15 protein-coding genes and 1 rRNA gene are annotated in these 16,550 nt (G+C 39.7%); 9 read left to right on the top strand and 7 right to left on the bottom strand.

What is annotated here, in order from left to right; all coding sequences use genetic code 11:
- From EV693_RS02730 to xylA, 3 genes are all read right to left on the bottom strand, one after another.
- Positions 1–76: ribosomal RNA gene (locus EV693_RS02730) — 16S ribosomal RNA — on the bottom strand; the annotation flags it as partial.
- Positions 77–735: 659 nt separating this feature from the next.
- On the bottom strand, positions 736–2,181 hold the full coding sequence (gene xylB / locus EV693_RS02725) for a xylulokinase (RefSeq protein WP_132500857.1): 1,446 nt from the start codon (positions 2,179–2,181) through the stop codon (positions 736–738).
- A gap of 61 nt (positions 2,182–2,242) precedes the next feature.
- Positions 2,243–3,562 carry a xylose isomerase gene (gene xylA / locus EV693_RS02720; protein WP_132500856.1) on the bottom strand — a complete coding sequence of 440 codons (1,320 nt, stop codon included), beginning with the start codon at positions 3,560–3,562 and terminating at the stop codon, positions 2,243–2,245.
- Positions 3,563–3,813: 251 nt separating this feature from the next.
- On the opposite strand from xylA, the gene xylF reads away from it, so the two are divergent.
- From xylF to EV693_RS02700, 4 genes are all read left to right on the top strand, one after another.
- A complete protein-coding gene (xylF, locus tag EV693_RS02715) occupies positions 3,814–4,812 on the top strand; it encodes a D-xylose ABC transporter substrate-binding protein (RefSeq protein ID WP_132500855.1) in 999 nt (332 codons plus the stop codon).
- A 61-nt stretch (positions 4,813–4,873) separates the two neighbouring features.
- Positions 4,874–6,385: a D-xylose ABC transporter ATP-binding protein gene (gene xylG / locus EV693_RS02710; RefSeq protein WP_132500854.1), complete on the top strand. Its 1,512-nt coding sequence runs from the start codon at positions 4,874–4,876 to the stop codon at positions 6,383–6,385.
- 2 nt (positions 6,386–6,387) lie between these two features.
- Positions 6,388–7,515 (top strand): sugar ABC transporter permease, encoded by a 1,128-nt coding sequence (locus EV693_RS02705; RefSeq protein ID WP_132500853.1) that lies wholly within the window; start codon positions 6,388–6,390, stop codon positions 7,513–7,515.
- A gap of 104 nt (positions 7,516–7,619) precedes the next feature.
- Positions 7,620–8,801: a XylR family transcriptional regulator gene (locus tag EV693_RS02700; protein ID WP_243694549.1), complete on the top strand. Its 1,182-nt coding sequence runs from the start codon at positions 7,620–7,622 to the stop codon at positions 8,799–8,801.
- 74 nt (positions 8,802–8,875) lie between these two features.
- Here EV693_RS02700 and EV693_RS02695 read toward each other — a convergent pair whose 3' ends face one another.
- Positions 8,876–9,889, bottom strand: coding sequence for a galactose-1-epimerase (locus EV693_RS02695; protein WP_132500852.1), 1,014 nt, complete (start codon positions 9,887–9,889; stop codon positions 8,876–8,878).
- A gap of 230 nt (positions 9,890–10,119) precedes the next feature.
- On the opposite strand from EV693_RS02695, the gene tal reads away from it, so the two are divergent.
- From tal to EV693_RS02670, 5 genes are all read left to right on the top strand, one after another.
- The gene (gene tal / locus EV693_RS02690) at positions 10,120–11,070 is read left to right on the top strand and encodes a transaldolase (protein ID WP_132500851.1); all 951 of its coding nucleotides are present in this window, start codon (positions 10,120–10,122) and stop codon (positions 11,068–11,070) included.
- Positions 11,071–11,157: 87 nt separating this feature from the next.
- The gene (locus tag EV693_RS02685) at positions 11,158–11,775 is read left to right on the top strand and encodes an L-threonylcarbamoyladenylate synthase (protein ID WP_132500850.1); all 618 of its coding nucleotides are present in this window, start codon (positions 11,158–11,160) and stop codon (positions 11,773–11,775) included.
- A 44-nt stretch (positions 11,776–11,819) separates the two neighbouring features.
- Entirely contained in the window at positions 11,820–12,866 is a 1,047-nt protein-coding gene (gene rluB, locus EV693_RS02680) for a 23S rRNA pseudouridine(2605) synthase RluB (RefSeq protein WP_243694548.1), read from the top strand.
- A 37-nt stretch (positions 12,867–12,903) separates the two neighbouring features.
- Positions 12,904–13,917, top strand: coding sequence for a biotin synthase BioB (gene bioB, locus EV693_RS02675; RefSeq protein WP_132500849.1), 1,014 nt, complete (start codon positions 12,904–12,906; stop codon positions 13,915–13,917).
- Between the two features lie 298 nt (positions 13,918–14,215).
- Complete coding sequence (locus EV693_RS02670; protein WP_243694547.1) at positions 14,216–14,890, top strand: chalcone isomerase family protein; 675 nt, start codon at positions 14,216–14,218, stop codon at positions 14,888–14,890.
- Here the strand turns inward: EV693_RS02670 and EV693_RS02665 are convergent.
- From EV693_RS02665 to EV693_RS02655, 3 genes are read right to left on the bottom strand one after another with little or no spacing between them, the layout of a single operon-like run.
- Positions 14,874–15,434, bottom strand: coding sequence for an anthranilate synthase component II (locus EV693_RS02665; RefSeq protein WP_132500848.1), 561 nt, complete (start codon positions 15,432–15,434; stop codon positions 14,874–14,876). The genes EV693_RS02670 and EV693_RS02665 overlap by 17 nt on opposite strands.
- A 26-nt stretch (positions 15,435–15,460) precedes the next feature.
- Entirely contained in the window at positions 15,461–16,081 is a 621-nt protein-coding gene (locus tag EV693_RS02660; protein WP_132500847.1) for a LysE family transporter, read from the bottom strand.
- 1 nt (position 16,082) lies between these two features.
- On the bottom strand, positions 16,083–16,547 hold the full coding sequence (locus EV693_RS02655) for a phosphatidylglycerophosphatase A family protein (protein ID WP_132500846.1): 465 nt from the start codon (positions 16,545–16,547) through the stop codon (positions 16,083–16,085).
- Positions 16,548–16,550: the final 3 nt, after the last annotated feature.

Below are 16,550 nucleotides of genomic sequence, written 5' to 3'. Positions count from 1 at the left end.
CCTGTTACCGTTCGACTTGCATGTGTTAAGCCTGCCGCCAGCGTTCAATCTGAGCCATGATCAAACTCTTCAATTTAAAAGTTCAATCGCTCAATATCTGCCTGACATTATCTTTTCTATGTATTATCTATCAATAGTATAAACACACCAATAAACATACATAAAATATGAATTTCTAGTTCAAGCACCTATTAAGTTATATTCAAAATATTCAATTATATATCTAAACTAACCCAAACAAGTGCCCACACAGATTGTCTGATTCTTTGTTAAAGAGCAAAAAACAACGACGCACCGCTATCTCAAATCTCATCAAGCACAACAGTGCGTCGTTGTGTGCCGTGCATTATAGGTAAATTCAAAATCTATGCAACCTATTTTTGCAAAAAAACATTAAAAATTTATTGTTCATACAATTTTTGAGCAAATTGACAACTTTTAACACAAAACTAACCGCTTGGTGCTTTATAAGCAGTCTGTTTTAACTCCCTTATGCTACTTTTTTCCTATCAAGAAACGTGCATACTTAGGTATGCTAATCCTGCTAAATCCCTCCTATTATAATTTATAGAATTATTTTTCCTTTGTAGTACTAACAAAAAACAATATATTGCTTTACGAAAATTATCTAATTTATGGAAGGCACCCTAATTCTTGATAAAAAATAGTCGAACCACTATTCTAAGGTTCGACTATTTTTATTTGTAAAAAGGATTTTATTTTAGAACGCTTTGGTTATAACCCTTTTAATCTAGCATAAATTTCCCGATACTTTGCTCGTTTCTCTGCATAGATTGCCGTTTTTACCAAGTTTGGTTCATAAACACTTTCTAAATTGAGATGTTGGGATAAAGTGACAATGTCTACACTCGGATTTAAAGCGATTTGAGCTAATTTCGCTGCCCCTAATGCAGGTCCTATATCGCCCCCTGTGCGGTACTCAAACGTTTTCCCAGTAATGTCTGCTAACAACTGTCGCCAATAGGCACTTTTCGCACCGCCACCAATTAAAGCGATATTATCCGCTTTTACACCTGTTTCGTGCAGAACATCAATACCGTCTGCCATTGCAAAACTGACGCCTTCCACGACCGCTTGTGTAAGTGTTATCGCATTATCATTATGCCCTAATCCCCAGAAAATACCTTTCGCATAAGGATCATTATGCGGTGTTCGCTCACCAGATAAATAAGGTAGGAAAATTGCCTCAGAATAAGCGGTATTTTTTTCGACCTGTTGGAACAATGTTGCCACATCAGGCATACCTGTCATATTTTTTGCCCAATCCACTGCCGATGCAGCACTTAAAATAACCGACATCAAATGCCAACGATTTGGTAGAGCGTGGCAAAAACTATGTACCGCTTTTTCTGGATTTGCGTGGAATTGATCCGTCACGACAAAATAAACCCCTGAAGTACCAAGCGAAAGCATTGCTTGCCCTGCTTGGTGTAAACCTATGCCAATTGCTCCAACTGCATTATCACCACCACCAGCCACAACAGGCACGGTATTTAATTTCCAATGACTCGCAAGTTCTAGGCGTAAATAGCCTGTGATTTGATTTCCCTCAAATAATGTAGGCATTTTATCTAAATCCAGTCCACAAGCGTTCAATAAATCTTTATTCCAATCACGTTTGCCAACATCAAGCCACATTGTACCTGAAGCATCTGACATATCCGAACCATATTCGCCCGTCATTGCTAAGCGTAAGTAATCTTTCGGTAATAGCACTTTTGCCACTTGGCTGAAAATAGCAGGTTGATTTTTCGCTACCCATTTTAATTTTGGGGCAGTAAAACCTGACATCATTACATTGCCTGTAATTTGACGAGAGGTTGGTACAAGTTGTTCCAGTTCTGCACATTCAACATCACTGCGTCCATCATTCCATAAAATAGCGGGTGAAATCACGTTATCAGCCTTATCGAGTAACGTTGCACCGTGCATTTGCCCTGTTAAGCCAATCGCTTTTACCGCTGACAAATCTGTTCGCTGTGATAACGCCAACATTGCCGTATCAACTGCATTCCACCAATCTTGCGGATCTTGCTCCGACCAACGAGGTTGAGGACGAGAAATCGGTAAACTTTGGCTAGCACTCGCCACAATTTGTTGTTCCTCGTTTAATAGCACCACTTTCACGCCCGATGTGCCAAGATCAATCCCGATATACATAAGTACTCCTTAAAGCGGTGTGATTTTGGTAAAAATTTGCAAAAATCACACCGCTTGTCAATTAACGATAAATATAGCTATTTACTAGATTTTCTAAGTATTCTTGCTGACCTGAAACAGGTTGAGGATTAAGTTCTTCCGCAGCCACTTTATTCGCTAAATCTTGCAATGATGCTGAACCAGAAAGAATTTTTTTACCAAAATCAGAATCCCAACCTGAATAACGCGCATTGACTAATTTTTGCAAAGTTTCATCTTCAATCATTTTCGCTGCACGTTTAAACGAGAGAGCTAACACATCAACTGCCCCAATATGTGCGTGGAAAAGATCGTCAGGATAAATACTTTGACGGCGGATTTTCGCATCAAAGTTGAAACCACCTGTGGTAAATCCACCTGCTTTGAGGATTTCATACATCACAAGCGTGTTTTCTTCTACACTATTTGGGAATTGGTCAGTATCCCAACCTGATTGCGGATCCCCTCGATTAGCGTCAATTGAACCAAAAATCCCCAAGGTCGCTGCAGAAGCGATTTCGTGCTGGAAAGTGTGTCCTGCTAATGTCGCATGATTTGCTTCAATATTTACCTTGATTTCCTTTTCTAAACCAAACTGTTTTAAGAAACCATACACCGTTGCCACATCATAGTCGTATTGGTGCTTGGTTGGCTCTTGCGGTTTTGGCTCGATCAATAAGGTTCCCTTGAAACCAATTTTATGTTTGTGTTCCACCACCATTTGCATAAAGCGACCGAGCTGCTCACGTTCACGTTTTAAATCCGTGTTTAATAAAGTTTCATAGCCCTCACGTCCACCCCATAATACATAGTTTTCGCCACCTAATTTTTTGGTTGCTTCCATTGCACTAACAACTTGAGCCGCAGCCCACGCAAATACCTCTGGATTTGGATTACTTGCAGCCCCAGACATATAACGAGGATTAGTAAAGCAGTTTGCTGTTCCCCATAATAATTTCACGCCCGTTTCTGCTTGTTTTTGAGCCAACAGATCCACAATGGTGTTCACGTTATATTGATATTCTTTAAATGTTGGTGCATCTGGGGCAATATCTACATCGTGGAAACAGTAGTAAGGCAAGCCTAATTTGCTGAAAAATTCAAAAGCAATCTCTGCTTTTTGTTTTGCACCGCCCAATGGATCTGCTACTTTTTGCCATTGGCGATCCAATGCCCCTACACCAAACATATCACTCCCATTCCAGCAAAAAGTATGCCAGTAACAGACCGCTAGACGTAAGTGTTGTGCCATTGTTTTGCCAAGAATCACTTGCTCTGAGTTGTAATGTTTATACGCAAAAGGATTGGTAGAACTTTCCCCTTCGTAGTTCACTTTTGCAATATTATTGAAGTAACTAGCCATCGTTTTTCTCCTCTATTCAAAATAAATTTCAGCGTTATCCTCAAACAATCTCACTTTGTGTTCAATTATGTAATTTTGTTTTTTGGATTATCTTAATTCGTTAATGTGAGCTAGCTCACAAAAACGAAAAAACATAATTAGATTAGAAAATCTCGTAATTGAATAAGTGATTTATCCCTTGCAAACTATTATTGAGTTTAATCTTTAATCCTCACCCAAATTCTTATGGCATATTCGAAAGGAGTATTTCTATGAAACTGAAAACAGCCTTACTTTCAGCTATCACTACGTTAAGTTTATTCAGCACACCAGCATTAGCTAAAGATCTCACTATTGGGGTATCAATTGATGACTTACGTTTAGAACGCTGGCAAAAAGACCGAGATATTTTTGTGAAAAAAGCAGAAAGTCTTGGTGCAAAAGTATTTGTACAATCTGCAAATGGTGATGCCACAACCCAAATCTCTCAGATTGAAAATATGATCAATAAAAACATTGATGTACTTGTTATTATTCCTTTCAATGGCGATGTATTAAGTAACATCATCAGTGAAGCAAAACAAGAAGGCATTAAAGTGTTAGCTTACGACCGCTTGATCAATAATGCGGATTTGGATTTTTATGTGTCTTTTGATAATGAAAAAGTCGGCGAATTACAAGCCAAAAGTATCATTGAACAAAAACCGACAGGCAATTATTTCCTGATGGGCGGCAGCCCCGTTGATAATAATGCCAAACTTTTCCGTAAAGGTCAGATGAATATGCTTCAGCCACATATTGATAGCGGAAAAATCAAGGTAGTAGGCGATCAATGGGTGGATTCTTGGCTAGCCGAAAAAGCACTACAAATTATGGAAAATGCCTTAACCGCTAACAAAAATAACATTGATGCTGTTGTGGCATCTAATGATGCGACTGCAGGCGGTGCAATCCAAGCTCTTTCTGCCCAAGGTTTGTCTGGTAAAGTCGCTATTTCAGGTCAAGATGCCGACCTAGCCGCAATTAAACGTATTATAGCAGGTACACAAACAATGACTGTTTATAAGCCGATTACGAAATTAGCCGATAAAGCAGCAGAAATAGCAGTACAGCTTGGTAAAGGTGAAACACCTGAAAGCAATGCGAAACTCGACAATGGTTCAAAAGATGTGCCATCATACTTATTAGAGCCTATTGCAGTTACAAAAGAAAATGTAGATGCCACAATTATTAAAGATGGCTTCCATACCAAAGAAGCAATTGAAAAATAATCTTCAAAATTAAGGGCGGCTGGAATACCGCACTGTCCTCTCTTTCCAATAGGAGTCAGATATGGCTTTACTCGAAATGAAACAAATCACTAAAAAATTTGGTGAAGTTGTCGCATTAAATAATATCTCTATCTCCTTAGAAATGGGTGAAATCCTCTCTTTATGTGGTGAAAATGGTTCTGGAAAATCAACTTTAATGAAAGTACTTTGTGCCATTTACCCTCATAGAGATTATCAAGGTGAAATCTATTTCTCAGGGGAGAAACTGACCGCTAAAAATATCAAGGAAACTGAAGAAAAAGGTATTTCAATCATTCATCAAGAATTAACATTAGTTAAGAATATGAGTGTTCTGGAAAATATGTTCCTTGGTAATGAAATGACTCGTTCGGGGATTACTGACGACAATGAAATGTACTTACGTTGTAAAACATTATTACAACAAGTACAGCTTGATATTGATCCAAATACCAAAGTGGGTGAATTAGGGTTAGGGCAACAACAATTAGTTGAAATAGCCAAAGCTCTTAATAAGCAAGTTAGATTGCTTATTCTTGATGAACCAACGGCTTCACTTACCGAAAAAGAAACGGAGATTTTACTTAATCTCATTAAAGATTTAAAAGCACACAATATTGCCTGTATCTATATTTCACATAAATTAAATGAAGTAAAAGCCATTTCTGACAAAATTTGTGTTATTCGAGATGGGGAACATATTGGTACTCGTTCTGCGACAGGAATGGGTGAAGGTGACATCATCACAATGATGGTAGGTCGTGAAATTACCTCACTTTACCCACATGCACCACATCAAATTGGTAATGAAATTTTTCGAGTGGAAAATCTGACAGCGTGGCACCCTGTGAATACTCACATAAAGCGGGTAGACAATGCTAATTTTTCACTACATTCAGGTGAGATACTTGGTGTAGCAGGACTTGTTGGTTCTGGTCGCACTGAGATGGTGCAATGCTTATTTGGTTCATACCAAGGGAAGTGGCGAGGAAAAATTTACCTCAACCAACAAGAAATTACCATTCAAAACTGTACACAAGCGATTGCTCATCGCATTGTGATGGTGCCAGAAGATCGTAAAAAACACGGCATTGTGTCAATTATGAGTGTAGGCAAAAACATCTCTCTTGCCTCACTGAAGCAATACTGTTTTGGTAAACAATTGATTAATGAAGCCTTGGAAGAAACCATTATTGAACAATCCATTGCTAAATTAAAGGTAAAAACATCATCCCCTGATTTGGCTATTGGACGACTGAGTGGTGGAAATCAACAAAAAGCTATCTTGGCAAAATGCCTATTACTCAAACCTCAAATTCTGATTTTAGATGAACCCACACGAGGGATTGACGTGGGAGCAAAATATGAAATTTATAAACTGATTAATCGCCTTGCTCAAGAAGGCGTGGCAATTATTGTCATTTCATCAGAATTACCTGAAGTTCTTGGCATTAGCGATAGAGTACTCGTTATGCACCAAGGTCGGATAAAGGCGAATTTAATTAACGATAACCTCACTCAAGAAAGAGTGATGGAAGTCGCACTCAAGGAGTAATTATGTCAAAATTAAAATCAATAAACTTGCAAGTTTATATTATGCTGATTGCGATTGTAGTCATTATGGCATTTTTCACAATCTCAACCGACGGGGCTTACCTCAGTGCAAGAAATATCTCAAATCTACTTCGCCAAACGTCCATTACAGGAGTTTTGGCGATTGGCATGGTGTTTATCATCATTTCTGCTGAAATCGATCTTTCTGTTGGATCAATGATGGGATTATTAGGCGGTTTTGCTGCAATTGCTGATGTTTGGTGGAGTTGGCCTTTACCTCTTACGATTATCATAACACTTGCACTAGGTTTCTTACTCGGGACGTGGAATGGTTGGTGGGTTGCTTACCGAAAAGTACCATCATTCATTGTTACCTTAGCAGGTATGCTCGCATTTCGGGGAATGCTCATTGGTTTAACCAACGGTACGACCATTTCACCAGTAAGTAGTGATATGACAACTATCGGGCAAAGCTACCTCTCAGACACCATAGGTTTAATGCTTGGTGGCGTGGCAATTTTATGTTTCGTTCTTTGGGGCAATTACCAACGTAAAGCTCGCCAGCGTTTAAATTTAAATATACCAGCCATTAACCAAGAAATTATGAAGTATGGTTTATTTGCAATTTGTGTTTTAGGTGCAATTTACTTACTTAATGATTATCGTGGTATTCCATTCCCTGTTCTAATTCTTGCGATTCTCGCTGTAGCAGGAATGTTTATGGCAAGAAAAACCGCATTTGGTCGTCATATTTATGCTATTGGTGGAAACATTGAAGCAGCCAAATTATCAGGTATCAATGTTGAAAAAGTAAAATTAATGATCTTTGCAATTAACGGTTTTATGGTTGCTATTGCAGGACTTATCTTAACTTCTCGACTTGGTGCTGGTGCTCCATCAGCTGGGCAAAATGCTGAACTAGATGCGATTGCAGCTTGTGTCATCGGCGGAGCAAGTTTAGCAGGCGGTATCGGCTCTGTTTATGGCGTCGTGATTGGGGCATTAATTATTGCCCTATTAGATAATGGAATGAGTATGCTTGATGTCCCAACCTTTTGGCAATATATTGTCAAAGGTGGCATTTTGTTGCTCGCAGTATGGGCTGATACGATGAGCAAGAAAAAAGCCTAATATGCAAAAATGAGGGAAAATCTGACCGCTCTTTTTGTGGTGAGCAGTCTTTTATCTATTTTTCTCGTTATCTCACAAATAAAATAAATGAGGAGAATCGTGCCGTGCGAGAAAAAGCTCACAACCCGACTTTCCGAGTTGCCTTACTTTTTAACGCAAATAAAGTTTACGATCGTGGCGTCATTGAAGGAATAGGGCAATATATTCAAGTTTCGCAATGTATGTGGGATATTTTTGTGGAAGATGATTTTGTTTACCACAAAGAAAATATCGAAAGTCTCGCAATTGATGGCATTATCGCTGATTTTGACGATCTCGAAACGGTAGAAAAATTAAAGCATATTAACGTGCCAACCGTTGCTGTAGGTGGTTCATACCAAAATCCGAACCACTATCCTCCCGTACCCTATGTAGCAACCGATAACTATGCCTTAGTCGAACTTGCTTTTCAGCATTTAAAAGAAAAAGGGATTACCCAATTTGCATTTTATGGCTTACTAACTCACAGCGAAAAGCATTGGGCGAATGAACGTCTTAATGCATTCAATCAACTTATACAAAAACACGATTTACCGAGCTTTGTTTACTTAGGCGAAAAGACTCAATCTAGCCATTGGGACGAAACGCAAGCCAAACTATGCGAATGGATCAAATCTCTTCCGCCACATACAGGTATTATCGCTGTTACCGATGCCCGAGCGAGACATTTATTGCAAGCTTGCGAAGCCCTCAATATTGCTGTTCCCGACCAACTTTGTGTAATTGGCATTGATAACGAAGAACTGATCCAATTTCTTTCTCGAGTATCACTTTCTTCAGTGGCACAAGGCACGAAACAAATCGGCTATCAAGCAGCAAAATTACTGCACCAGTTGCTCAATGGTAAAATGGTTAGTAAAACATCTATTATCGTACCACCGCACAAAGTGGAACAACGAGCCTCTACCGACTACCGCTCATTAAGAGATCCACTTGTCATTCAGGCAATGCACTTTATCCGTCATCGAGCCTGCCAAGGGATTAAAACCGAACAAGTATTAGATCACCTGCGAGTTTCCCGCTCCAATTTAGAACAACGCTTCCGCACCGAAATGAACAAAACCATTCATCAGGTAATCCACGAAGAAAAACTTGAAAAAGCCAAATATATGTTGCAATTTACCAATATGCCTATCCAAGAAGTCTCCAACAGTTGTGGCTACCCATCAGTACAATACCTCTACGCTGTTTTTCACAAAGAAAATCTAGGCACACCTAAAGATTTTCGCAATTTGTTCGTTGAATAATAAGTCGAATAAAAAACCACTTCTCCTCTAGATCGACGAATAGAATGCCACATAACGAAGAGAGCAAAATAAAATTAGAAATTAAATTGATAAAAAATAAAATGTTGATAAGGCTCACCCGCTTTAGTGATTCCACCAAATTGGGCTAATTCAGGCTGATTTGGCGAATTGGGTAAAAATTCAGGCTCAAGTGCCAAACCTGCATAATCACCATATTGCTTACCTGCTGGTGTTGGCTGCCCTGCCAGCCAGTTGCCTGTATAAAGCTGCAACGCAGGCATTGAGGTACGAAGCTCAAGACTTAAATCAGCCACTGACAACACCGCATTTGCAGGGCTAGCGGTTGAATTTTCAGAAAATGTTTCCACCTTTGAAAGCAAAAAAGCGTGATCGTATCCCTTAACCGCCTTTTGATCGTCATCAGCAAGTAATTCCGCTCCCACTTTTTTCGCCTTACGGAAATCAAAGCTAGTATTTTCCACTGCCCTAAGGGGAGCATTGGGAATGCCGTCCGTTCCCACTGGCAAGTAATAATCTGCCCAAATTTGAAGCTGATGTTCCAGTACAGTCGGCGAACCTTGCAAATTAAAATAGGCGTGATTGGTCAAGTTCAATGGCGTGTCGGCATTAGTATCCGCATTGAAATAAATCTCCACTTGCTTACCATTAAGGCGATATTCCACCGTAGCTGTAACCTCTCCACCAAAACCTTGCTCACCCTCTGCAAAAATTTTGCCAAATCTCACCGCTTGTGCGGATCGCTCCAGCACCGTCCATACACAGCGATCCGCCCCTTGCTGACCGCTATCTAGATGCAGCCCACCGCTATGCAAATTATGCTCACCATTATTTTTAGCAAGCCTATAACACTTCCCATTTAACTGATATTGGGCGTGAGCAATACGATTGGCATAACGCCCAATCGTCGCACCAAAATAAGCGGTCTGTTTATGCCAATATTCTGCAGAGGTCGTCACTAACACCTCTCGCTGCTCAGCGGCTAACTTCAGCTTGCACGAAAGCCAAGATGCACCAAAATCAGAAAGGGTTAATTGCAGAAAACTATTCTCAAGGACAAAGATATTCATCATCACCTCCTGCCATATCGCTGCCAATATTCACACTGGCATTGTATATTATCTCAACACTATTTTTTACCCCCAAATTACGTCTTTCAACCATTTTCGCCATTCTTCAGGGAAAAAAGAAAGTGAAAACGAAACAAAAACGTATTTGAGGACATAAAATTCTAGAGTTTTTAAAGCAATTACTGGTATGATAGTGTCCAACTTTTCTACATATACAAAGAGGAAATTATATGAGCCAACTTGATACATTACGCCAAATGACTGTCGTAGTTGCTGATACTGGTGATATTGAAGCGATTAAACAATATCAACCCGAAGATGCAACAACTAACCCATCTCTTATCTTAAGTGCTTCATCATTGCCACAATACGCCTCATTAATTGACGAAGCCATTGCTTACGCAAAATCAAAGAGCGATGACAAAGCACAGCAATTAGTTGATGCGGAAGATAAATTAGCCGTGAATATCGGCTTAGAAATTTTGAAAATCGTACCTGGACGTATCTCAACCGAAGTGGACGCTCGCTACTCTTACGACACGGAAAAAACGATCGCTAAAGCACGCAAATTAATCTCGTTATACAACGAAGCTGGTATCAGCAATGATCGCATTTTGATCAAAATCGCTTCAACGTGGCAAGGCATTAAAGCGGCAGAAATCCTTGAAAAAGAAGGCATTAACTGTAACCTCACCTTATTATTCTCACAAGCACAAGCTCGTGCCTGTGCAGAAGCTGGGGTCTATTTAATTTCACCTTTCGTCGGACGTATTTTAGACTGGTATAAAGCAAACAGCGATAAAAAAGAATATGAACCTGCACAAGACCCTGGTGTAATTTCTGTTACCTCTATCTATAACTACTACAAGCAACACGGCTACAGCACTATTGTTATGGGTGCAAGTTTCCGTAACGTTGGTGAAATTACCGAACTTGCAGGCTGTGATCGCCTCACTATCGCACCAGCATTATTAAAAGAGCTTCAACAAAACGACGCACCGCTTGAGCGTAAACTCAGCTACACAGGCGAAGTAAAAGCTCGCCCAACGCCACTGACAGAAGCCGAATTTTATTGGGAACATAACCAAGATCCAATGGCTGTTGATAAATTAGCCGAAGGCATTCGCAAGTTTGCGATTGATCAAGAAAAATTAGAAGCTATGTTGTCAGCAAAACTTTAATATCACAACAAATAAGGACTAAATGCTGATTTAGTCCTTATTTCATTGATTTTTCTCCCATTTGTTTGTCATCTTCAACCTTAAATTATGAGCCAATTTTTTTATATCCACCCAGACAATCCGCAGGTGCGTCTAATAAACCAAGCAATCGAGATCATTAAGCAAGGTGGTGTCATCGTTTATCCTACCGATTCTGGTTATGCTCTAGGCTGTGCCTTAGGCAATAAACACGCAATGGATAGAATAGTGGCAATTCGTAAGCTCCCTGAAAACCATAATTTCACCTTAATTTGCGGTGATTTATCTGAGCTTTCAACTTATGCACTGGTTGATAACCAATCCTATCGCTTAATAAAAAATAACGTACCTAATCCTTACACTTTTATTCTGCCTGCGACAAAAGACGTCCCTCGCAGATTACTCACCAAGCGTAAAACAATTGGATTGCGTGTCCCAAACAACCTAATCGCATTAGCACTCATAAAGGCACTGGGCGAACCGATTTTATCTTGTTCACTCATCTTACCTAACGAAGAACAAACACAATCCAACCCTGATGAAATTCGAGAGAGTCTAGAACATTCCGTAGATCTTATTATACACGGCGGCTATCTAGGACAATCTCCAACTACAGTTATCGATCTCACTCAATCTCACCCTGACATTATTCGCATAGGCTCTGGCGATCCAAGCCCTTTTGAATAACCATAAATCTGACGCTTGTGAAAGCGACATAAGGAAATTTTATAATGAAAACATTTCGTCATCACACTAACAACACGAATAGCAACCACACCAACAGTAACAGCAACAATGCCAGCCGCAGCAGCACAAAATCAAGAACGGCTAACAAGCGGTCAATTTCTTCGCAAAATGTGCAGACTGCGAAAAAAATAACGGCAGCAAGAAATATAAAAACGGAAAAGAATATAAAAACAGAAAAAAGCCCTGTTGGTGAAAAATTACAAAAGATCCTTGCCAGAGCAGGGCAAGGTTCACGTCGAGAAATTGAGCAAGTCATTGCACAAGGACGTGTTAGCGTTGATGGAAAAATGGCGACACTCGGTGACCGAATTCAAGTCAGCTCCAGCACCAAAATTCGCATTGATGGTAATCTAATTAGTCTCATTCCAACCCAAAAAGCAATCTGCCGAGTATTAATGTATTACAAACCTGAGGGAGAACTTTGCACCCGTTCCGATCCTGAAGGACGCTCAACAGTTTTTGATCGTCTACCTCGCTTAACAGGATCACGCTGGATTTCCGTCGGTCGCTTGGATATTAATACCTCTGGCTTATTACTTTTCACCACCGACGGTGAGTTAGCTAACCGCCTAATGCACCCAAGTCGTGAAGTCGAACGTGAATATTCCGTCCGTGTCTTCGGAGAAGTTGATGAAGCGATGCTGCAGCGCCTTCGCAAAGGTGTTCAACTTGAAGATGGAACTGCACAATTTAAACAAATTAAAGCGGTGGGCGGAACAGGCATTAACCAATGGTTTGATGTGACCTTAACCGAAGGGCGTAACCGTGAAGTTCGCCGCTTGTGGGAATCACAAGGCATTCAGGTCAGCCGTCTGATCCGCATTCGTTACGGCAATATTAAATTAGAAAAAAGCTTACCTCGTGGCGGCTGGGAAGAAATGGGATTAGAGCAAGTAAACTATTTACGACAACTCGTTGGCTTAAATGCAGAAACAGAAACTAAAGTTGATGTATCTAAAAATCGCCGCCGCACCAACACACGCCAAATAAAAAAAGCAGTAAAACAGCATACAAAATACCGTAGAAGCTAGTGATGTATGGTAAGTGTTGCTAAGAAAAGGATAAAAAATGACAACTTTTAATCTTCGCCTTAAAGCAAAAAGTGAACTCACCCCTCACCCAACCGCACAATACTGGCGTAAATGCCAAGTAGAAGAGCTATTTGCGATGCCTTTTATGGAATTAGTTTTTAAAGCCGCACAGATTCACCGTGAACATTTTAATCCGCAGGAAATTCAGCTTTCAACCCTACTCTCGATTAAAACAGGTGGCTGCCCAGAAGATTGCGAATATTGCCCGCAATCCGCACGCTATGACACAGGGCTGGAACGCCAAACAATGCTAGAAGTCGAAGAAATTATTGAGAAAGCCCTGATTGCTAAAGCACGTGGAGCCAGCCGTTTCTGTATGGGAGCCGCTTGGCGTGGACCAAAACCGAAAGATATTGAAGTTGTCTCAAAAATTATCACCGCGGTTAAAAATCTCGGCTTAGAAACTTGCGGCACATTCGGTATGCTTGAAGAAGGTATGGCAGAAAATCTTAAAGACGCAGGCTTAGATTATTACAACCATAATTTGGATACCGACCCAGAACGTTACAACCAAATTGTACATACACGTTCTCACGATGACCGAATGGACACCTTAGGCAAAGTCCGAAATGCTGGTTTAAAAATCTGTTGCGGCGGGATTGTCGGCATGAACGAAACACGTCCAGAGCGAGCAGGACTTATCGCCAGCCTCGCCAATCTCGACCCACAGCCTGAAAGCGTACCAATCAACCAATTAGTCAAGGTAGAAGGAACGCCGTTGGCGGAAGCCGCAAATTTAGATTGGACAGAATTTGTCCGTACGATTGCAGTCGCAAGAATCACGATGCCAAAAAGTTATGTCAGATTATCTGCTGGCAGAAGCGATATGCCTGAAGCAATGCAAGCACTTTGTTTTATGGCGGGGGCAAACTCTATCTTCTATGGTGATAAACTGCTGACCACAGAAAACCCAGAAGAGGATAAAGACCAACTGCTAATGAAAAAACTCGATCTTAGACCACTGCAAAATACTGAAAAAACTAACCGCTAAAAATGAAAAAAGGCTCTCACAAGCGAAAACTTGCGAGAGCTTCAGGTTTACTCTATGAAAAAACAAAATCAGTATTTCAAATACATACCGATTTAACTGGAGATTATCCCCCCCCCCCCCCGCATTTTGTCAAGCAGCAGCGGTCAAAATTTACGAAAAAAATTGCAAAAAATTTTCCTCCCTGTATCTACTGAAAGGCACAAAAGAAAAAATTAAATCCGAAAAAGAAATAAAATAAAACGATTATTCACGTTATAATGGTCGCCCATTTTCTGTTTTTTCTGCTAACGGATTCACAATGTCTCATTCAAATATTATCGCAATATGCCTACTATTTTGCAGCGGCATTGTCTCTGCAAATTGGAAAAAAATTAACGACGCCGACTACAGTTGGGGACCATTCACCATTTACAATATCACCCTCTTTTCCGAAGATGGGCGTTATACTCCGAATACTCGCCCCTTAATGCTAACGTTAAAATATGCTAAACCTGTTGATGGACGTGATTTTGCTATTTCACTTGCTCGTTCTTGGTCAAATCTAGGCATCACATTGCCTGAGCAAGACGATATTGTTGATCGATTACGCAAAATTATTCCTAATATCAAAAAAGATGATTTATTAAGTTACATCGCACTCAAAGAAAAAGGCTATTTCATTTTGAATGATACTGTCATACCAGAAGAGTTTAACCAAGATTTCAATGATGCCGTTCTTGCTATTTGGCTCGACCCTCGTGTAGAGATTGGACGTAAATTACTTATTAATCAACCTACTCCAGAGCAACTTGATTTAATTCGCCACTCGGAGCTGGAAAAAGAGAAAGAAAAAGCAGAAGAGACAAAAAACGAACAGAAAAAGGAAAGTCAATTAGAAAGACTGGAATGGGATATTCCTGAAATGGAAATTATACCCAATGCCGATCCACAACCATTTATCCCTCACGCTTCAAGGCTCAAGCTAACCAATTAAGCAAAATACGCTTACCATATTCCGTTAAAAAAGATTCAGGGTGAAATTGAACACCATAAATCGGCAGTTCATCATGCTTCACCGCCATCACGACATTTTGATCACAAGTAGCAGTTACGGTAAGCGGTGAGTTCTCGAGTGAATTTTGCAAAATTGCCCAAGAATGATACAACCCCACTTCAAATTGAGTTGGTAATCCCTTAAATAAGAGAAAAGGCTGGTGCTGTGTAATCAGACGCTTTTGTCCGTGGCGTACCTGATTGAGGTTGTAAAGCGTACCACCAAAAAATTCGCACAATGTTTGATGCCCTAAGCATACGCCTAAAATGGATTTACTTTGATGATAACGCTCTAACATTTGAAATAGCTGCGGATAGGCTCTCGGCACATCTGGACCTGGTGAGATCAAGATATGGCTAAACTGATCTACATCATCTAAATTTAGCTGCTCAACAGAAACAATCTGTGCTTTGACATCAATTTGCCGAAATAGATCGACTAAATTAAAGGTAAACGAATCGTGATTATCTATAATTAATAACACATTTAACTCCTGCTATTTTTACTTTTTTATATCAGTGCGATAAAGCCTTCATAAATTAATTTTGAACCAAATAAAATAAATATTACACCTGCAATATTATCTAGGTAACGGCTGTTTTTAGCGTAAAAATCTCGAATCGGTTTGCGAGAAAATAACACGCCAACCAAACTAAAATACGCCAATGAACTTGATATAAGCAAAAATAAAACAGCAAATAGTTCAGAAAAAGTAGTTAATTGAGCAGTATATCCTGCCAACACGCTACTAAAAAAGACAACAATTTTAGGATTGGATAAATTAATCATTAGTCCTTTGAGAATTTGCTCCCAAGCAGAGTAATGTTTGACGGTGTAGCTACTGTTATCCCATTTTGCATTCTTTTTTACTTGTACCATACCTAGTCCCGAATAAGCCAAATAGCCGCCCCCCAATACCATCAAAAAAGATTGGAATGAAGGCAATACTTTATTTATAAAAGCTAATCCAAAAAGTACAATCAGCGTCCAAAACCCAACACCTAATGTAATACCTAAACTTGCAAAAAATGCACTCCGAGAGCTTTCAGACATTGCTTTGCGAGTTACATAAAAGAAATCAGGACCAGGACTAATTAGCCCTACAATATGTAAAAGAAAAATTGTCCACATACTAAATTAACCAAGTAATCAGATAAAGAGAAAATAATGTATATATGCCAGCTAAAATATCATCAAACATAATGCCAAATCCGCCCTTTAGAGATAAATCTGCACGGCGAATGGGAAACGGTTTCGCAATATCAAATAACCGAAAGAAGATAAAAGTGAGTAAATAAAACAGCCCACTATGCTCTGGCAAAAAGCTGAAGATAAGGAATATAGCCACGATTTCATCCCATACAATCCGCCCATCATCATAGCTATTTATATCATCACTCACTTTTTGACAGATATAGCAACCGAATAAAAAAGATAACGCTGTTAATAACACAAAAAACCATGTCGAAGCGGTGAGTTTCCACAATAAAATTGCAAGCAATACACCAACCAATGATCCCCAAGTACCTGAAGCAGGTTTAATCAAGCCTGCTCCAAAACCACAGGCTAGAAAATGATAAGGATTTTTTAAATTCATAGA

The organism is Nicoletella semolina (assembly GCF_004345745.1).
In the GTDB taxonomy this organism is placed as follows: Bacteria; Pseudomonadota; Gammaproteobacteria; order Enterobacterales; family Pasteurellaceae; genus Nicoletella; species Nicoletella semolina.
Note: the sequence above shows the minus strand (reverse complement) of the source record. Positions and strands in the feature narration are given on the sequence as shown.